This is a genomic window from Mycobacterium europaeum (assembly GCF_034555895.2).
Classification (GTDB): Bacteria; Actinomycetota; Actinomycetes; order Mycobacteriales; family Mycobacteriaceae; genus Mycobacterium; species Mycobacterium europaeum.
Genome location: NZ_CP157315.1, coordinates 5,011,090 through 5,029,462, shown reverse-complemented (window position 1 = coordinate 5,029,462; position 18,373 = coordinate 5,011,090). Strand labels below are relative to the sequence as shown.

General features: G+C 67.8%; 15 protein-coding genes and 1 pseudogene. 11 read left to right on the top strand and 5 right to left on the bottom strand.

The genetic code is table 11. The features are described 5' to 3' along the window. The first annotated feature begins 119 nt into the window (after positions 1-119). The 7 genes from U8D42_RS23170 to rraA all read left to right on the top strand — a co-directional run bounded on the left by U8D42_RS23170 (position 120) and on the right by rraA (position 4,621). A complete protein-coding gene (locus tag U8D42_RS23170; RefSeq protein ID WP_067925804.1) occupies positions 120-653 on the top strand; it encodes a peptidase in 534 nt (177 codons plus the stop codon). Positions 654-1,236: 583 nt separating this feature from the next. Next, positions 1,237-1,635: a helix-turn-helix domain-containing protein gene (locus U8D42_RS23165; protein WP_085240194.1), complete on the top strand. Its 399-nt coding sequence runs from the start codon at positions 1,237-1,239 to the stop codon at positions 1,633-1,635. A 78-nt stretch (positions 1,636-1,713) separates the two neighbouring features. Continuing rightward, positions 1,714-2,370 (top strand): DUF6474 family protein, encoded by a 657-nt coding sequence (locus U8D42_RS23160; protein ID WP_322858099.1) that lies wholly within the window; start codon positions 1,714-1,716, stop codon positions 2,368-2,370. A 30-nt stretch (positions 2,371-2,400) separates the two neighbouring features. After that, a complete protein-coding gene (locus U8D42_RS23155; RefSeq protein WP_322858100.1) occupies positions 2,401-3,054 on the top strand; it encodes a YcnI family protein in 654 nt (217 codons plus the stop codon). Next, positions 3,051-3,560, top strand: coding sequence for a copper resistance CopC family protein (locus tag U8D42_RS23150; protein WP_322858101.1), 510 nt, complete (start codon positions 3,051-3,053; stop codon positions 3,558-3,560). Before U8D42_RS23155 ends, U8D42_RS23150 begins: the two co-directional genes overlap by 4 nt. Positions 3,561-3,656: 96 nt before the next feature. Continuing rightward, positions 3,657-4,112, top strand: coding sequence for an Rv3852 family protein (locus U8D42_RS23145; protein ID WP_322858102.1), 456 nt, complete (start codon positions 3,657-3,659; stop codon positions 4,110-4,112). A 29-nt stretch (positions 4,113-4,141) separates the two neighbouring features. Further along, the gene (gene rraA, locus U8D42_RS23140; protein WP_085240199.1) at positions 4,142-4,621 is read left to right on the top strand and encodes a ribonuclease E activity regulator RraA; all 480 of its coding nucleotides are present in this window, start codon (positions 4,142-4,144) and stop codon (positions 4,619-4,621) included. Here rraA and U8D42_RS23135 read toward each other — a convergent pair. After that, entirely contained in the window at positions 4,618-6,087 is a 1,470-nt protein-coding gene (locus tag U8D42_RS23135; protein WP_090419110.1) for a flavin-containing monooxygenase, read from the bottom strand. The two genes, rraA and U8D42_RS23135, sit on opposite strands and share 4 nt — an antisense overlap. 76 nt (positions 6,088-6,163) lie before the next feature. Here U8D42_RS23135 and U8D42_RS23130 point away from each other — a divergent pair, with 76 nt between their 5' ends. The 3 genes from U8D42_RS23130 (at position 6,164) to U8D42_RS23120 (ending at position 9,093) form a co-directional block, all read left to right on the top strand. Further along, a complete protein-coding gene (locus tag U8D42_RS23130; protein WP_322858103.1) occupies positions 6,164-6,805 on the top strand; it encodes a TetR/AcrR family transcriptional regulator in 642 nt (213 codons plus the stop codon). Positions 6,806-6,984: 179 nt separating this feature from the next. After that, positions 6,985-8,184 carry a DNA polymerase IV gene (gene dinB, locus U8D42_RS23125; RefSeq protein WP_322858104.1) on the top strand — a complete coding sequence of 400 codons (1,200 nt, stop codon included), beginning with the start codon at positions 6,985-6,987 and terminating at the stop codon, positions 8,182-8,184. Positions 8,185-8,334: 150 nt separating this feature from the next. Next, positions 8,335-9,093, top strand: coding sequence for a YoaK family protein (locus tag U8D42_RS23120; RefSeq protein WP_322858105.1), 759 nt, complete (start codon positions 8,335-8,337; stop codon positions 9,091-9,093). Between the two features lie 6 nt (positions 9,094-9,099). Here U8D42_RS23120 and U8D42_RS23115 read toward each other — a convergent pair. Both U8D42_RS23115 and U8D42_RS23110 read right to left on the bottom strand, forming a co-directional pair. Then, positions 9,100-10,109, bottom strand: a pseudogene (locus U8D42_RS23115) (PHP domain-containing protein). Positions 10,110-10,131: 22 nt separating this feature from the next. Next, positions 10,132-10,563: a hypothetical protein gene (locus U8D42_RS23110; protein WP_085240205.1), complete on the bottom strand. Its 432-nt coding sequence runs from the start codon at positions 10,561-10,563 to the stop codon at positions 10,132-10,134. 50 nt (positions 10,564-10,613) lie between these two features. On the opposite strand from U8D42_RS23110, the gene U8D42_RS23105 reads away from it, so the two are divergent. Further along, positions 10,614-11,465 carry an LLM class F420-dependent oxidoreductase gene (locus U8D42_RS23105; protein WP_085240206.1) on the top strand — a complete coding sequence of 284 codons (852 nt, stop codon included), beginning with the start codon at positions 10,614-10,616 and terminating at the stop codon, positions 11,463-11,465. A gap of 353 nt (positions 11,466-11,818) precedes the next feature. Here U8D42_RS23105 and U8D42_RS23100 read toward each other — a convergent pair whose 3' ends face one another. Together U8D42_RS23100 and gltB are read right to left on the bottom strand one after the other, a co-directional pair. Next, the gene (locus U8D42_RS23100) at positions 11,819-13,285 is read right to left on the bottom strand and encodes a glutamate synthase subunit beta (RefSeq protein ID WP_322858106.1); all 1,467 of its coding nucleotides are present in this window, start codon (positions 13,283-13,285) and stop codon (positions 11,819-11,821) included. Then, positions 13,278-17,873, bottom strand: a complete 4,596-nt coding sequence (gltB, locus tag U8D42_RS23095) for a glutamate synthase large subunit (RefSeq protein ID WP_090421377.1) — start codon at positions 17,871-17,873, stop codon at positions 13,278-13,280. The genes U8D42_RS23100 and gltB overlap by 8 nt, the downstream gene beginning before the upstream one ends. Between the last annotated feature and the right edge of the window lie 500 nt (positions 17,874-18,373).

Below are 18,373 nucleotides of genomic sequence, written 5' to 3'. Positions count from 1 at the left end.
TCCGAGAACATGTGCGCCACTAGCCGTGTCGGCTTGCACGGTGCCGAACCCGCAGGCATGCTGAATCATTCGAGCTACCAGTGTGGTTAATCGGACGGAGGCGTCGCGCGGAGGTCGAAATGGAGACTGGGTCTGACCGCCCGATAGGGGTATCCCCTTTCCATGCTCGTGGTGCCCTGAAAGGGTTCGTGATCTCCGGGCGTTGGCCCGATTCGACCAAGGAGTGGGCCCAGCTGCTCATGGTCGCGGTCAGGGTGGCGTCGTTGCCCGGATTGCTCTCCACCACAACGGTGTTCGGCGCCCGGGAGGAGCTACCCGACGCGCCGGAGCCGGGCACCGTCGGCCTGGTGCTCGCCGAAGGCACGGTCTTCGGTGAATCGGCAATACAGCCAGGCTATTTCGCCGATCATCAGCCCCCGGCGCTGCTGATGTTGCATCCGCCCTCGGAGACCACGCCTTCCCTGCCGGAGTGCAGCGGTGCGGCGTCGGGATGCGTCCTGCTCCCGGGATTGCCCTACCTGGGTCTCGAGCACCGGGCGGCCTGGGTGGAAGCCGAAGCCGACGGGACGATCACGTCCATGGTCAGCCGAGTCGGCGTCGACCCCATCTCCCACCCGGACACCGCCATTCTGGCGATGCTGCTTGCGGCATAACCGCTCGCCCGTCACGCGCGCCGACGCCACCGGGTTGAAGGGTTCGCGGTCACGGTCGGCCGGTTCGCGGGCGTGCCGCGGTGGCGCCGGTCGACGGCGGTCGCTCGCGGATTCCGTAACCGGCTTCAGCGCTGCGGGCCCGGCGAAAGAGCACGGCGCCGGGAGAGACACCTCGATGGAGAACGCCGATTCGCATTCCCGACACGGCCACGGCCACCGATTTCCGGACGCGCGACGGACTCGACAGCAAATAAGGCGTTAAGCAATCATAAATTGCTGCTCGGTTGCGGTGCGACCACCCAGCACGTCCGCATATTACACTTCGCCGAGGACTCCGCCGCCGCCCCGCCACCGTGGGTTCGCGGTCCAATTCTGCGTATAACCTGTGAGTTTCGACTATTTAGTGGACACCTCAGCGAATCAGTTAGACGCTCGTAAAGTGTGGCATCGGCAAGCTTCAGCTACGCCCGGCCCGACTACGTGGGGGTTTGCACCTGGTTAGGCATACCAACCCTCGCTACCATGACCAGCAAATACACCTAGGTAATAGTTCACTTCTACAGCCAAGTGGAGGTCATATCCAATGAGCACGACGTTCGCTGCTCGCCTGAACCGCCTGTTCGACACGGTGTATCCCCCGGGACGCGGGCCGCACACCTCCGCGGAAGTGATCGCGGCGCTCAAGGCAGAGGGCGTCACGATGTCGGCTCCCTACCTCTCGCAGTTGCGGTCGGGGAACCGCACCAACCCGTCGGCGGCGACCATGGCCGCGTTGGCCAACTTCTTCCGCATCAAACCGGCCTACTTCACCGACGACGAGTACTACGAGAAGCTCGACAAGGAGTTGTCGTTGCTGGCCACGATGCGCGACGACGGGGTGCGCCGCATCGCCGTGCGCGCATCCGAGTTGTCCCCCGAGGCCCAGCACGAGGTCATGCAGCGGGTGAACGAGCTTCGCCGCGCGGAGCACTTGGACGCATAGCGCAGGGCCGCGCCCGAACGCGGCCGCCGGCCCCGACCTGGAGGGCTTCCTCCCGCCCATTCCGATTAGGGTGAGGGAATGGGCCTGTTCCCCAAGCGAAAAAGTCGCGCGACGCGTCGCGCCGAAGCCCGTGCGATCAAGGCCCGCGCGAAGCTGGAGGCCAAGCTCGCCGCCAAGAACGAGACCCGCCGCTACAAGGCGGCCCAACGGGCCGAGGCCAAGGCCCTCAAAGCGCAGATCAAGGCCCAACGGGACAGCGACCGGACCGCGTTGAAAGTCGCCGAGACCGAGCTCAAAGCGGCGCGGGAAGGCAAGATCTTGTCGCCGGCGCGCATCAGGCGGACGCTGACCGTCTCCCGGTTGCTCGCGCCGATCCTCACGCCGGTCATCTATCGCGGCGCCGTCTCGGCGCGTGCGCTGATCGATCAGCGCCGCGCGGACCGACTCGGGATCCCGCTCGCCCAGATCGGGCAGTTCTCCGGCCGCGGCGCGCAGCTGTCGGCCCGGATCGCCGGAGCGGAGAAGTCCCTGCGGGCCGTCCAGGACAAGAAACCCAAGGACGCCGAGACCAAACAGTTCGTGGCGGCCATCAGCGAACGGCTCACCGATCTGTCGGCGGCTGTCACCGCCGCGGAGAACATGCCGGCCGCGCGACGCCGGGCTGCCCATGCCGCGATCGCCTCGCAGCTCGACGGTATCGAGGCGGACCTGATGGCCCGGCTGGGTCTGGGCTGACCAGCGATGCACCGGCGCAGATTGTCGACGATGGCCCGCTTCCCGATCGCGGCGGCCGCCGCCATCGCGCTCTACCTCGGCGCGGCGGCGCACCTTCCGGCGGCGTGGGCGCACGTCCACGCCAGCAGCGACGACGCGGTGCGCGGCGCCGTGGCGGTCGTCACCTTTCAGGTCCCCAACGAATCCAACACGGGCGCGGTGACCACGGCGTTGAGCGTCGCCCTGCCCAACGTGGCCTCGGCGCGGGCGGAGAGCATGCCGGGGTGGACGGCCAAGCTCGACCGCGACGCAGCATCGGGCACCGTGCACTCGGTGACGTGGACGGCCGCACCGGGCGGCGGGATCGGCGCCGACCAATTCGCGCTGTTCCGGCTCTCGGTGAAGCTGCCCGACACCGAGACCGTCAGCTTCCCGACCACGCAGACCTACTCCGACGGCACCGTCGTGAAGTGGGACCAGCCGCCGCAGCCCGGCGGCGGTGAGCCCGAATACCCGGCGCCCGCACTGACACTCGCCGCCGGACCCGTGGCATCGCACGACCACCACACGGCGCAGCCGGCCGAGCACGCGACCGCGGCGCCGCAGCCCAGATCCGCGGACAACACCGCCCGGCTGCTGGGCGGGGCGGCCCTGGTGGTCGCCGCGTTGGGAGTCTTCATTGCGCTGATCCGCCGACGGGCATGAGGCGGTTGGCGACCGCCGCATGCGTCGGCGCCCTGCTGGTGATCGCCACCCTGACGGCACCGCCGGTCTCGGCGCACGCCGCTCGCATCGCCACCGATCCGGCCGACAACGCGGTCCTCACGACCGGGCCCGAGCGGGTGAGCGCCACCTTCAACGAACAGCTGCAGACCACGTTCGCGGCCATGACCGTCGTCGGGCCCGACGGCAACGTGTGGTCCGCCGGCGACCCCACCGTGCGGGGCGCGGTGGTCGGCATCGGCCTGCGACCCCTCGGGCCGGCCGGGACCTACACCGTGAACTACCGCGTGACCTCCGCCGACGGTCACGTGGTCTCCGGATCCTGGTCGTTTCGGCTGACCGTGCCGGGCACCGGCACGCCGGGACCCCCGGCGGGCGGCGGCCCCCCCGGTGGCCGGGACACCGGGGTCCCGGTGTGGCCGTTCGTCGCGGTGGCGGCGCTGCTCGTCGCCGGCGGCGCCGTGTGGGCCCTGCGGCGCCGACCGTGACCGGCGGCCGAGGCGGTCGCAGCCGTGCTGGCATGATGGGTTCGAAGAACCAGCGTGGGCTAGAAAACTACTGAGGAAAGCTCAAGGAGCGGCCGCATGGCAGACCCGCAGGACCAACCCAACAGCGAACCCGACGGCGCATCGAACCCGCCGCCGGAGAAGCAGCCTCCGGCCAAGGCGGTCAAGAAGGCCGCGAAAGCTCCCGCCAAGAAAGCGCCCGCGAAAAAGGCACCCGCCAAGAAAGCACCCGCCAAGAAAGCACCGGCGAAGAAAGCACCGGCGAAGAAGGCGCCCGCCAAGGCCGCCCAGCCCCCCGCAAAGGCCGCCGAGCCACCGCTCGAGGTGCAGCAGCGAATCGAAAGCAACGGTGACCTCGCGGCGGCCGCCAAAGATGCTGCGGCACAAGCCAAATCCACAGTCGACGCCGCCAACAACCCGGTTTCTCCCGACGTCCCGGCTTCGGTCCTGAGCCAGTCGCCGGTGCCGTTGATCGTAGCCCTGGCCGTCAGCCTGCTGGCGATCCTATTGATCCGGCAGCTGCGGCGCCACTGACGGTAGTCCTAGCCGCTACCGTGTCAGACGTGACCGTGTCATTCCAGCCGACCGCCGACCTCGTCGACGACATCGGACCCGACGTGCGCAGTTGCGACGTCCAATTCCGCCAGTTCGGTGGCCGCCACCAATTCGCCGGGCCCATCAGCACGGTGCGCTGCTTCGAAGACAATGCGCTGCTGAAATCGGTGCTCTCCCAGCCGAGTGCGGGCGGTGTGCTGGTCATCGACGGCGGCGGTTCCCTGCACTCGGCGCTGGTCGGGGATGTCATCGCCGAACTGGCCCGCGCGAACGGCTGGGCCGGCCTGATCGTCCACGGGGCGGTGCGTGACGCCGCCGCGCTGCGCGGCCTCGACATCGGCATCAAGGCGCTGGGCACCAATCCCCGCAAGAGCACCAAGACCGGGGACGGCGAGCGCGACGTGGAGGTCACGTTGGGCGGGGTGACGTTCTCCCCGGGTGAGATCGCCTACAGCGACGACGACGGCATCGTCGTCGTCAAGCCCTAAACCGCAACCGCCGCACGCTTTTTCGCGAATCGCAGGCCTTCGTCGTCGACCTTGCCGCGCCGGATCGTGCGCATGTCGAAGAAGTAGTTCTGCTTGAGCCGCCATGGTGCGCGCGACCCCGACTTGGGCAGCAGGTGCATCGAGCGCTGGAAATAACCGGGGTTGAAGTCCATGAACGGCAGCTCGTCGACGTCAGCTCCTGGGTGCTGCGGCTCGACGAAGTCAAATCCCTTGTCGTCCATGTAGTTCAGCAGCCGACAGACGAACTCCGAGACCAGGTCGGCCTTCAGCGTCCACGATGCGTTGGTGTAGCCGAAGGTGATCGCGAAGTTCGGCACCCCGGAGAACATCAGGCCCTTGTAGGTCATCAACGACGTCAGCTCGATCGGTTCACCGTTTCGGGTGGGCCGCACGCCGCCCAGCAACTGCATGTTCAATCCCGTTGCGGTGATGATGATGTCGGCTTGCAGTTCCTCGCCCGAGGTGAGCCTGATCCCGGTCTTGGTTAACCGGTCGATGGTGTCGGTGACGACGTCGGCCTTGCCGTGCCGGATGGTGCGGAAGAAGTCGCCGTCGGGGGCCAGGCACAGCCGCTGATCCCAGACGTTGTACCGGGGACCGAAGTGCTTTTCGACGTCGTAGCCCTCGGGCAGGCGCCGCTTGGCCATGGTCATCAGCGTCTTGCGCATGTAGGCCGGGCGCTTCCGCGACAGCTGGTACTGGAAGGTGCTGAAGGCGATGGCTTTCCAGCGATTCGCGATGTGCGCCAAGCGGCCCGGCAACAGCCGGTTGGTCTGCTCGGCGAACGGGTCGACCCCGGGCAGCGAGCCGATGTAGGTCGGCGAGCGCTGCAGCATCGTGACGTGGCCGGAGCCCGTGTTCACCAGGGCCGGGATCAGCGTGATCGCGGTGGCCCCGGAGCCGATGACGACGATCTTCTTGCCCGTGTAGTCCAGGTCCTCCGGCCAGTGCTGCGGATGGACGATCCGGCCCTCGAAGTCCTCGGCGCCCGGGAAGGTGGGCGAATACCCCTCGTCGTAGTTGTAGTAGCCGGTGCACGCGAACAGGAAGGAGCAGGTCAGCTCGCGCTGCTCCCCATCGGACTCGACGGTCAGGGTCCAGCGGTTGTCGGCGTCGGACCAATCGGCGGCCACGACGCGCTGGCGGTAGCGGATGTGCCGGTCGATCTTGTTCTCGACCGCGGCCTCCCTGATGTACTGCTTGATGTCGGCGCCCTCGGCGATCGACTTCGCTGAGTGCCAGGGCTTGAACCGGAAGCCGAGGGTGAACATGTCGGAGTCGGACCGGATGCCCGGGTATTTGAACAGGTCCCAGGTGCCGCCCAGGTCGTCGCGGCGTTCGAGGATCGCGTAGCTCTTGGTCGGGCAACGCTCCTGCAGGTGCCACGCCGCGCTGATCCCGGAAATGCCGGCGCCCACGATGATCACGTCAAGGTGCTCAGTCATCCCGCCACGCTATCAACGCCCTGTCGATGCAGTCAACGCTGTGTCGAAAGTTTCGACGCTGTGTAAAGTAGCGGGCGTGACTACCGCCGGCCAGACCCGCGCCCTGCGTGGCCGCCGCACCGTCCGCCCCTCGGGCGACGACCGCGAGCAGGCGATCCTCGCGACCGCAGAACGGCTGCTGGAGCAGCGCTCGTTCACCGACATCTCCGTCGACGACCTGGCCAAGGGGGCGGGCCTGTCGCGTCCGACGTTCTACTTCTATTTCAAGTCCAAGGAGGCGGTGCTGCTCTCACTGCTCGAGCCGGTGATCGCGCGCGCCGACTCCGAGTTCGACGGCGCCGTGCAGCGACTCCCGGAGGACCCCCGCCGGGTGTGGCGTAACGGCATCAAGGCGTTCTTCATGGCGTTCAGTTCACACCGCCGGCTGGCCCGCGCCGCCACCGAGGCGCTGGCCACGAGCTCCGAGTTGCGCGCCGTCTGGCTGGGGTTCATGCAGAAGTGGATCGACCAGACGGCGGCGATGATCGCCGCCGAACGCGCTCGCGGCGCCGCTCCGGAGACGATTCCGGCGGTAGACCTCGCGACCTCGCTGAACCAGATGAACGAGCGCACGATGATGGCCGCGCTGTCCGCCGAGACGCCGGCGGTGGACGAGGACCGGGTGGTCGACACCCTCACCCACATCTGGGTGACCAGCATCTACGGCGAATCGGGCTAAGTGGCGATCGCAAGCGCGGCGTAGCCGGGCGAAGTCCCCCGCAAGCGGGAGGTGCCCCCAGGTCGCCACCATCGGATAGTGGCGATCGCACGCGCGGCGTAGCCGGGCGAAGTCCCCCGCAAGCGGGAGGTGCCCCCAGGTCGCAACCATAGGAAGGCGTCACCCGCCCGTGCGAACATATGTTCGTGCGGTGCGATGCGTCCATCCTGCACGCGGACCTGGATTCCTTCTACGCGTCCGTCGAACAGCGCGACGACCCGACGTTGCGGGGCCGCCCCGTGATCGTCGGGGGCGGGGTGGTGCTCGCCGCCAGCTACGAGGCGAAGGCCTACGGCGTCCGCACCGCGATGGGCGGCGGCCAGGCCCGACGGCTGTGCCCGCACGCCGTCGTGGTGCCGCCGCGGATGCGGGCCTACAGCCGCGCCAGCGAGGCGGTGTTCGCGGTTTTCCGCGACTGCACGCCGATCGTGGAACCGCTCTCGGTGGACGAGGCGTTTCTCGACGTCGGCGGGCTGCACCGGGTCTCCGGGACGCCGGTGCAGATCGCCGCGCGGCTGCGTGCCGACGTGCGCGAGCGGGTCGGGCTGCCCATCACGGTGGGCATCGCCCGGACGAAGTTCCTCGCCAAGGTGGCCAGCCAGGAGGCCAAGCCGGACGGGCTGTTGCTGGTGCCGCCCGACCAGGAGCTGGCCTTCCTGCACCCGCTGCCGGTGCGGCGGCTGTGGGGCGTCGGCGCCAAAACGGCCGACAGACTTCACGCCCACGGTCTGCTGACCGTCGCCGACGTGGCCGAGCTGAGCGAGTCGACGCTGGCCTCGCTGCTGGGCGGCGCCATGGGCCGCCAGCTGTTCGCGCTGTCCCGCAACATCGATCGCCGCCGGGTGACCACCGGTGCGCGCCGCCGGTCGGTGGGAGCGCAACGGGCGCTCGGCCGCGACGGCAACACCATGTCACCCGCCGAGATCGACGCGGTGGTGGTCAACCTGATCGACCGCATCACCGGCCGGATGCGCGCCGCGGGGCGCACCGGGCGCACGGTGACGCTGCGCCTGCGGTTCGACGACTTCGGCCGGGCGACGCGGTCGCGGACGCTGCCCTGGGCGACGTCCTCGACGCAGCCGATCCTGGCGGCCGCGCGGCGGCTGGTCGCGGCGGCAGCACCCCTGATCGCGCAGCGCGGGCTCACGCTGGTCGGCTTCGCGGTGTCGGGCATCGACCGCACCGGCGCTCAGCAATTGATGCTGCCGATTGACCGGGAATCGCTCGCGGTGGACGCCGCCGTCGACCAGGTGCGTGAGCGCTTCGGCAAATCCGCCGTGATGCGCGGCGTGTTGATCGGCCGCGATCTGGGTACAGAAATGCCGCACCTTCCCGACTGACCGATCCCGGCGCGCCAGCTAATTCGCCTCCGCTGCAGACCTTTTCGATGTTTTGAAGTTGATGTGAAAGGCATGAGACGGCGGCTTGCCCGACGTCCTGCTTGTTAGGGTGGCGAAAGACCCGACCTCGAAAGTGAGTAACCGAACACAATGCCGCCGCTGGACAAAGCCCGCGAAAGCGGACCGCCCCACGATGGCCTCCTACTCGGTTACAGCGCGATACTCGCGTTGTCTGCGGGCTTCGTCAACGCGGTGGCGCTGCTGATCCTGGCCATGCCCGTCGGCAACCTGACCGCGATCACCACCCAGCTGGGCATGAACACAGCCAACCCCTGGCTCTATGAGGGCCACGTCCTCGGAGCGATCTTCGTGGGCTTCCTGACGGGCGCGACCATAGCCGGGGCGATCCTCGCTCCCACCGAAGCCCTCGCGGGTCCACGCCACGCCGCCGTGCTGTTCCTCGAGGCCGCGCTGCTCGTGCTCGCCGCCGCCGGCGTCGAGGAAACGGTGGTCAAGGCTCAGATCAATGCACTCGGGATCGAGCAGACGGCCGTACAGGCGCTGTTCGCCGCCATGGCACTCGGCCTGCAAAACGCCATGACCTCAAGCTTCCGAGGCATGGCGATCCGCACCACCCACTTCACCGGAACCGTCACCGACCTCGGGCTCATCCTCGGCCGCAGCCGGCAACACGGGATTCAGAAGTTGAAGACCGCCATCCTGGCGACGACGCTGGTGCTGTTTCTCGGAGGCGGCGTAGCCGGGATCGTGTTCGGTGCCGAATTGGGCGGCTACTCCCTGCTCATCCCGGCCGCAACCTGTGCCACCGTCGCCGGCGCCAACCTGCTGCAAAGCCCGCGCCGCGGCGACGAACCGGTTCCCCAAGACGCGGAGACGGTGTCGGTCTGAGCCGTCTCAGTTCGACCCCGTCCACTCCAGCAGCTTCTCGCCCGGCCAGGCGTTGACGATGCGTTCGACGGGCACGTCGTTGTCCACCGCACGCTGCGCGCCGTAGCCCAGGAAGTCCAGCTGGCCGGGCGCGTGCGCGTCGGTGTTGATAGTGAACAGGCAGCCGATGTCCAGCGCCAACTGGAGCAGGCGGGTCGGTGGGTCGCGCCGTTCGGGGCGAGAGTTGATCTCCACCGCGGTGCCATGGTCGCGGCAGGCGGTGAACACCGCTTCCGCGTCGAACTTCGACTCCGGCCGGATGCCGCGGTTTCCGGAGACGAGCCGCCCGGTGCAGTGGCCCAGCACGTCGGCGTGCGGATTGGAGACGGCCCGGACCATGCGCCGCGTCATCGCAGCGGCATCCATCGACAGCTTCGAGTGGACGCTGACCACGACGACGTCGAGTCGTTCGAGCAGCTCGGGCTCCTGGTCGAGCCCACCGTCCTCGAGGATGTCCACCTCGATCCCGGTGAGGATGCGCATCGGGGCGAACTGGTCACGCAGCCTGTCGATGACGTCGAGCTGCGCGCGCAGCCGTTCCGGCGACAGCCCGTTGGCGATCGTCAGCCGCGGCGAATGGTCGGTCAGTGCACAGTACTCGTGCCCCAGCGCCGACGCGGTCGCCATCATCTCGTCGATCGGCGCAGACCCGTCCGACCAGTTCGAGTGCAGATGCAGGTCGCCGCGCAACGCCGCGCGAATGTCACCTCCGCCGAGATCCTCTGCGGCCGAACGCAATTCGACGAGAACGTCGGGCTCGCGGCCGGACCAGGCCTGGTCGATCACACCTTCGCGGTCTTGGGCCCGATGCCGGGCAATGACTGCCAGCTGTTGGCCTGGCCGTGCCGTTCCCGCGCCGCCTCGTCGAGACCCTCGATGATGTCGGCGGCGTTGCGATAGGCCATCACGCGCCGGGGATCGTGGCGGCTGCGGTCCTTGTAGTAGGCGATCTGCCGCAAGGCCTCGACGGGATCCATGGTTCCAGTGTGCCTGGCCCCGTCAAAGCAACTGACCGGCGACGAATCCGGCGAGCAACACACCGAAGCCCCCGATCTCGCCGGCGATGAGCAACGCCATGACCAGCCCGGTCCCGGGGGCTGGATCCGCGAATTGGTTGACGGTGTCGCGGCGCACCCCGTGTCCGATGTAGCTCAGGATGGCGCCCACGAAGAAGAAGACGACCACGCCGGCAGCCGTCAGGTTGACCCACGTCGGCCAGGCACTGAGCTCGACGAAGACGGCCAGCAACAGCGTCGCGAACGAGTAGAGCAACGCCGCCCGGTGCGCGATGTCGACGTAGGGATGGGCGCGGTGGTCGGCGGCGGCCATGATCTGCCGGTACTTCCACACCCCGAGGATCAGCGCGAGCAGAAAGATCAGGCCGGCCGCCAGCAGGGTGACCTTGGTGTCGAGTCCGAGGGAGTAGCTCATCGCCCGCTGAGTTTAGTTGCCCTTCATAAAGATCGACTACCGTCGATTCCATGCGATTCGCGTTCAAAACCTCACCCCAGAACACCACGTGGGCCGACATGCTCGCCGTCTGGCAGGCCGCTGACGATATCGACGTCTTCGAATCCGGGTGGACCTTCGACCACTTCTACCCGATCTTCTCCGACAGCGCCGGGCCCTGCCTGGAGGGTTGGACGACGCTCACCGCGCTGGCGCAGGCGACCAAGCGGCTGCGGCTGGGCACCCTGGTCACCGGGATTCACTACCGCCACCCGGCCGTGCTGGCCAACATGGCAGCCGCGCTCGACATCATCTCGAACGGCCGGCTCGAGCTGGGCATCGGCGCCGGCTGGAACGAGGAGGAGTCGGGCGCCTACGGCATCGAGTTGGGCAGCCTGCGGGAACGCTTCGACCGGTTCGAGGAGGCGTGTCAGGTGCTGATCAGCCTGCTCAGCCAGGAGACCACCGACTTCGACGGCAAGTTCTACCAGCTCAAGGGGGCCCGCAACGAGCCCAAGGGCGTGCAGCGCCCCCACCCCCCGATCTGCATCGGTGGCAGCGGGGAGAAACGAACGCTGCCGCTGACGGCCCGCTACGCGCAGCACTGGAATTTCGTCGGCGGTCCGCCCGAGGAGTTCGCGCGCAAGCGTGACGTGCTGGCCGCCGAGTGCGAGAAGATCGGGCGCGACCCCAAGGAGATCACGCTGTCGGCCCACCTGCGCCTGGAGCAGGAGCGCAACTACCAGCAGGCCATCGAGCAGGCGGCGGGATTGGCGGCCGAGGGGCTCGACCTGGGCATCGTGTACATCAACCCGCCACACGACCCGGCCGTCCTGGAACCGCTGGCCGAGGCCATCCGCGATTCGGGCCTGCTGGACGGCTGATCGCCGACCGACCGCCCCGGATAACTTCCGGCAAACCCCTCGAGCGACGTGCACGGCCCCGTCAGGGCGGTCACACGCCGAAGATCAGCAGATCCTCGGCCGTAACCAGGCGTTCGTGTTTGGCGGGAAACTCGCGACTCTTGACTGGGTGACGCAGCCATGACCAGGCCATTCGACCCACCCGCGATCGAGGTAATGGATTCATATGCACAGTGACCACTCCTGCGACGGTCTGTCCAGCCGGGGCCTCTGTGGCATGAAGCCCACAGCGGTCCATTAGACACCCGCAGCCTGGCAAACTACGGCAGGCTCGCCGAACGATTCTCGGCGTGTTTCTGGTGTGACTGGTGTGACTACTGCAGTGGTACGGCCGTCGGCTTGACCGGCGCAGGCAGCGCGGTCGCGCCCATCAGGTACCGGTCCACGGCGGCGGCCGCGGCCCTGCCTTCAGCAATCGCCCAGACGATCAACGACTGCCCGCGACCCATGTCCCCGGCCACGAACACACCGGGGACGGACGTGTCGAAGTCGGCTCCGCGCGCCACGTTGCCGCGCTCGGTCAGCTTGACGTCGAGGTCGGTCAGCAGGCCCTCGCGTTCGGGGCCGACGAAGCCCATGGCCAGTAACACCAGATCGGCCTCGAGCTCGAAGTCGGAGCCGTCGACCTTGACGAACTTGCCGTCCCGCATGGTGACCTCGTGCGCCTTGAGCGCCGTCACGCGGCCGTCCTCGCCGATGAACCGCTCGGTGTTCACCGAGAACACCCGCTCGCCGCCCTCTTCGTGTGCCGATGACACCCGGTACATCAGCGGATAGGTCGGCCACGGCGTCGATTCGGCGCGCGTGTCCGGTGGGCGCGGCATGATCTCGAACTGGTGCACGACGGTCGCGCCCTGCCGGTGCGCGGTACCCAGGCAGTCCGCCCCGGTGTCACCGCCCCCGATGATGACGACCTTCTTGCCCTTGGCGGTGATGGGCGGTTGTCCGTCGGGCCCCAGGACGTCGTCGCCCTCCTGCACCCGGTTCCCCCACGGCAGGTACTCCATCGCCTGGTGGATCCCGTCCAGGTCGCGGCCCGGGATGGGCAGGTCCCGCCCGGCCGTGGCGCCACCGGCCAGCACCACCGCATCGAAGTCGGCGCGCAACTGCTCGGCGGTGATGTCCACCCCGACGTTGACGCCCGCGCGGAATTCGGTTCCCTCGGCGCGCATCTGGTCCAGGCGCCGGTCGAGGACCCGCTTCTCCATCTTGAATTCCGGGATGCCGTAGCGCAGCAGCCCACCGATGCGGTCCGCCCGCTCGAAAACGGTGACCGTGTGGCCGGCACGGGTCAGCTGCTGGGCGGCGGCCAGACCGGCCGGGCCCGAGCCCACCACCGCGACCTTCTTCCCCGTCAGCTTGTCCGGGGGCAGCGGCACGACGAAGCCTTCCTCGAAGGCGTGGTCGATGATCTCCAGCTCGATCTGCTTGATCGTCACCGGATCCTGGTTGATGCCCAGCACACACGCCGGTTCACACGGTGCCGGGCACAGCCGGCCGGTGAAGTCCGGGAAGTTGTTGGTGGCGTGCAGCCGTTCGATCGCGTCGCGCCAACGGCCCCTGCGTACCAGGTCGTTCCATTCCGGGATCAGGTTGCCCAGCGGACATCCGTTGTGGCAGAACGGGATCCCGCAATCCATGCAGCGGGTCGCCTGCTCGCGCAGGGTGTCTTCGTCGAAGTCCTCGTAGACCTCGTGCCAGTCCTTCAACCGCAGCGGGACGGGCCGGCGCTTCGGCAGTTCCCGGTGGGTGTACTTGAGGAAGCCGCTCGGATCAGCCATGCGCGGCCGCCATGATCGCTTTGTCCACATCGGTGCCGTCGCGCTCGGCTCGGGCGATCGCCTCCAACACCTTCTTGTAGTCGCGCGGCATCACCTTGACGAAGTGGCGCTGCTGGGTACGCCAGTCAGCCAGGATCCGCTGGCCCACCGCGGAATCGGTGGCGTCCACGTGCGCCTGGATGATGCCGTGCAGGAATTCGGCGTCATCGGAGTCCAGGCTCTCCGTGTCGACCATCTCGATGTTGAGGTTGTCCGGCAGTTCCTCGTTCGGGTCGTACACGTAAGCCACACCGCCTGACATTCCCGCCGCGAAGTTGCGGCCGGTCGGCCCGAGAATCACAACCCGACCACCCGTCATGTATTCGCATCCATGGTCGCCCACACCCTCGACGACGGCGTGGGCGCCGGAGTTGCGGACCGCGAACCGTTCGCCGACCACTCCGCGCAGGAACGCCTCCCCGCTGGTGGCGCCGAACAGGATCACGTTGCCGCCGATGATGTTGTTCTCGGCCACGTAGTCCTGCGGGGCGTTGTCGGACGGCCGCACCACGATCCGGCCACCGGACAGACCCTTTCCGACGTAGTCGTTGGCGTCGCCGTAGACACGCAAAGTGATTCCCTTCGGTACGAAGGCCCCGAAGCTGTTGCCCGCGGACCCGTCGAAGGTGATATCGATGGTCCCGTCCGGAAGCCCCTGGCCGCCATAGGCTTTCGTCACCTCGTGGCCGAGCATGGTGCCCACCGTCCGGTTGACGTTGCTGATCGTGGTGGAGAACCGTACCGGCTTGCCGGAATCGAGTGCCTCGCGGCTCATCACGATCAACTGCTGATCGAGCGCCTTGTCCAGGCCGTGGTCCTGCCGGGAGCTGCAGTACAGGTCCTGGTTCATGAATGCCGACTCCGGTTCGTGCAGCACCGGCGCGAGATCCAGCTTGTGCGCCTTCCAGTGCGCGCGCGCCAGGGTGGTGTCCAGCGCGCCCACCTGGCCGACGGCCTCGTTGAGGGTACGGAAGCCCAACTGCGCCATGTACTCCCGCACCTCTTCGGCGATGAACATGAAGAAGTTCTCGACGAACTCGGGCTTACCGGTGAACCGCTCACGCAGCACCGGGTTCTGGGTGGCCACGCCGACCGGGCAGGTATCCAGGTGGCACACCCGCATCATGATGCAGCCGGCCACCACCAGCGGCGCGGTGGCGAAGCCGAATTCCTCGGCGCCGAGCAGCGCGGCGATCATCACGTCCCGGCCCGTCTTGAGCTGGCCATCCACCTGCACCACGATCCGGTCACGTAAGCCGTTGAGCAACAACGTCTGCTGCGTCTCGGCCAGGCCCAATTCCCACGGCGCACCGGCGTGCTTCATCGACGTCAGCGGGGTCGCGCCGGTGCCACCGTCGTGGCCGGAGATCAACACCACGTCGGCGTGCGCCTTGGAGACACCGGCGGCCACCGTGCCGACCCCGTTCTCGGAGACCAGCTTGACGTGCACCCGCGCGGACGGGTTGGCGTTCTTCAGGTCATGGATCAGCTGTGCCAGATCCTCGATTGAGTAGATGTCGTGGTGCGGCGGCGGCGAGATCAGGCCGACACCGGGGGTGGAATGGCGCACCTCGGCGACCCACGGGTAGACCTTGTGCCCGGGAAGTTGGCCTCCCTCACCGGGTTTCGCGCCCTGAGCCATCTTGATCTGGATGTCGGTGCAGTTGGTCAGGTAGTGCGACGTGACGCCGAAGCGCGCGGAGGCGACCTGCTTGATCGCGCTGCGCCGCCAGTCGCCGTTGGGGTCGCGGTCGAAACGCTTCACGTCCTCACCGCCCTCACCGCTGTTGGAGCGGCCGCCCAGACGGTTCATCGCGATGGCGAGCGTCTCGTGCGCTTCGGCCGAGATCGAGCCGTAGCTCATCGCCCCGGTGGAGAAGCGCTTGACGATCTCACTGGCCGGCTCCACCTCCTCCAGCGGAACCGGGGGACGCACACCGCCGCGGAATTTGAGCAGGCCGCGCAGCGAGGCCATCCGCTCACTCTGGTCGTCGACCAGGCGGGTGTAGTCCTTGAAGATCTTGTACTGGCCGGTGCGCGTCGAGTGCTGCAGCTTGAACACGGTCTCCGGGTTGAACAGGTGGTACTCACCCTCGCGGCGCCACTGGTATTCGCCGCCCACCTCCAGCTCGCGGTGCGCGCGCTCGTCCCGGCGGTCCAGGTAGGCCAGCCGGTGGCGGGTGGCGACGTCGGCGGCGATGTCTTCCAGGGTGATCCCGCCGATCGGGCAGCTCAGGCCGGTGAAGTACTCGTCGAGCACGTCCTCGGAGACGCCGACGGCCTGGAACAGCTGCGCGCCGGTGTAGGAGGCCAGCGTCGAGATGCCCATCTTGGACATCACTTTGAGCACGCCCTTGCCCGCGGCCTTGACGTAGTTGTTGAGCGCCTTCTCGCGCTCTTGGCGATCGGAGAAGCCGTCGATCGCGCCACGGTCGAGCATGTCCTCGATCGACTCGAAGGCCAGGTAGGGGTTGATCGCCGCCGCCCCGCACCCGATCAGCATCGCCATGTGGTGCACCTCGCGGGCGTCACCGCTCTCGACGACCAGACCCACCTGGGTGCGCGTCCGGTCGCGCACCAGGTGGTGGTGCACGCCGGCAACGGCCAGCAGCGACGGGATGGGCGCCATCCGCTCGTCGGAGTCGCGGTCCGACAGGATGATGAGGCGCGCGCCTTCGGTGATCGCGGCCGACGCCTGCGCGCGCACGTCGTCGAGCGCCGCGGCCAATCCTGCGCCGCCCTCGGCGACCGGGTACAGGCAGCGAATCACCTTGGACCGCATGCCATGCGGACGCCCGTTGACCTCGTCATCGGGATTGAGGTTGATCAGCTTGGCCAGCTCGTGGTTGCGCAGGATCGGTTGCTGCAACGCGATCTGGTGACAGGAGTGCTCGGTCGGCGTCAGCAGGTCGCACTCGCCGCCGGTAGTGCCCTGCAGGCTGGTCACCACCTCTTCGCGGATGGCGTCCAGCGGGGGGTTGGTCACCTGCGCGAAGAGCTGCTGGAAGTAGTCGTAGAGCATCCGCGGCCGCTGCGAGAGCACGGCGACCGGGGTGTCGGTGCCCATCGAGCCGATCGGCTCGGCGCCGGTGCGCACCATGGGCGCCACCAACAGGTTGAGCTCCTCATAGGTGTAGCCGAATGTCAACTGCCGCTTGACGAGTCGATCGTGGGCCATCCGCACGTAGTCGCCCTGCGGTAGCTTCTCGAGGGGAACCAGGTTCCGGTCGAGCCATTCCTGGTAGGGGTGCTCGGCCGCGAGTTCGGCCTTGATCTCCTCGTCGGAGACGATGCGCCCTTGCGTGGTGTCCACCAGGAACATCCGGCCGGGCTGCAGCCGCATCCGGCGGACCACCGTGGCCGGGTCCAGGTCCAGGACGCCGGCTTCGGAGGCCATCACCACCAAGCCGTCTTCGGTCACCCAGATCCGCGACGGGCGCAGGCCGTTGCGGTCGAGCACGGCGCCCACGATCGTGCCGTCGGTGAACGTGATCGACGCGGGGCCGTCCCACGGCTCCATCAACGAGGCGTGGTACTGGTAGAAGGCCCGCCGGGCCGGGTCCATGGCATCGTTGCGTTCCCATGCCTCGGGGATCATCATCAGCACCGCGTGGGCCAGGCTGCGGCCGCCGAGGTGCAGCAGTTCGAGCGCCTCGTCGAACCGCGCCGTGTCGGAGGCGCCCGGGGTGCAGATCGGGAACAGCTTCTCCACGTCGGCTTCGGACCCGAAGACGTCGGTCTTGATCAACGCCTCGCGGGCCCGCATCCAGTTCTCGTTGCCGGTGACGGTGTTGATCTCCCCGTTGTGCGCGACCCGGCGGAACGGGTGGGCCAGCGGCCAGGACGGGAAGGTGTTGGTGGAGAACCGGGAGTGCACGATGCCCAGCGCACTGGTCAGCCGGTCGTCCTGCAGGTCAAGGTAGAACGCCTTCAGCTGCGGAGTGGTCAGCATGCCCTTGTAGACCAGGGTCTGACCGGAAAGGCTTGGGAAATAAACGGTTTCGCGACCCGGACCGTCCTGCCCGGGGCCCTTGGTGCCCAGTTCGTGTTCGGCCCGCTTCCGGACCAGATAGCACCGGCGCTCCAGCGTCATGTCCGACGCGCCGGCCAAGAACACCTGCCTAAACGTCGGCATCGCGTCGCGGGACAGCGCGCCCAGCGAGGAGTCGTCGATGGGCACGTTGCGCCAGCCCAGCACCGTCAGGCCCTCGGCTTCGGCGATCTTCTCCACCGCGTCGCAGGCGGCCGCGGCGTCCTTGGACGACTGCGGCAGGAAGGCGATGCCGGTGGCGTAGCTGCCCGCCGGGGGCAACTCGAAGTCGACGACGGCACGCAGGAACTCATCCGGTACCTGAATGAGGATGCCGGCGCCGTCGCCGCTGCGCGGCTCGGCGCCCTGAGCACCGCGGTGTTCGAGGTTGAGGAGCGCGGTGATTGCCTTGTCCACAATGTCGCGGCTACGACGGCCGTGCATATCGACGACCATGGCTACCCCGCACGAATCGTGCTCGAACGCGGGGTTGTATAACCCGACGCGCTTGGGCGTCATATGCACCTGACCCTTCACCTGAACGTTTCGAGCGGCGTTAACGGCTGCTTCGATGAGGTCCTACCCGGAGGTTGCGGGCTACAGACCTCGGTCTTGTCTCGATAGGCTGTCCCCCAGGCGGAGACGGTCCCGCTAGGGATGCGTCCGTGCAGCGCTGAACGGTGGCCTGGAAGCCAGGTCTCGACAAGTCGTAAAACGATATGACAATACCCGCCTGACATGCCAACTTCGTCAAGTCTAACCGCGAGCTGGCAGCACCGTAAATTCCGCGGAGGCCGACGGGCGGCACCCCCGCCGACCTGCTGTTCCGGGGCTGCAATCTTGGTCACAACCGCGCCGCGTTCAGCGATCCGGTGCGCCGGACCCCGACCCCGGAACGTGTTTGCTGCCTGCGTCTGCGAGCGTGCCCACCGCCCCGGCATCGGCTCGCCTGATCGTGCTCAGCGCACGACTCACGCCACCCCGGCCCCGTGGCGGTGAGCACTGCTAAGTTTGCACGG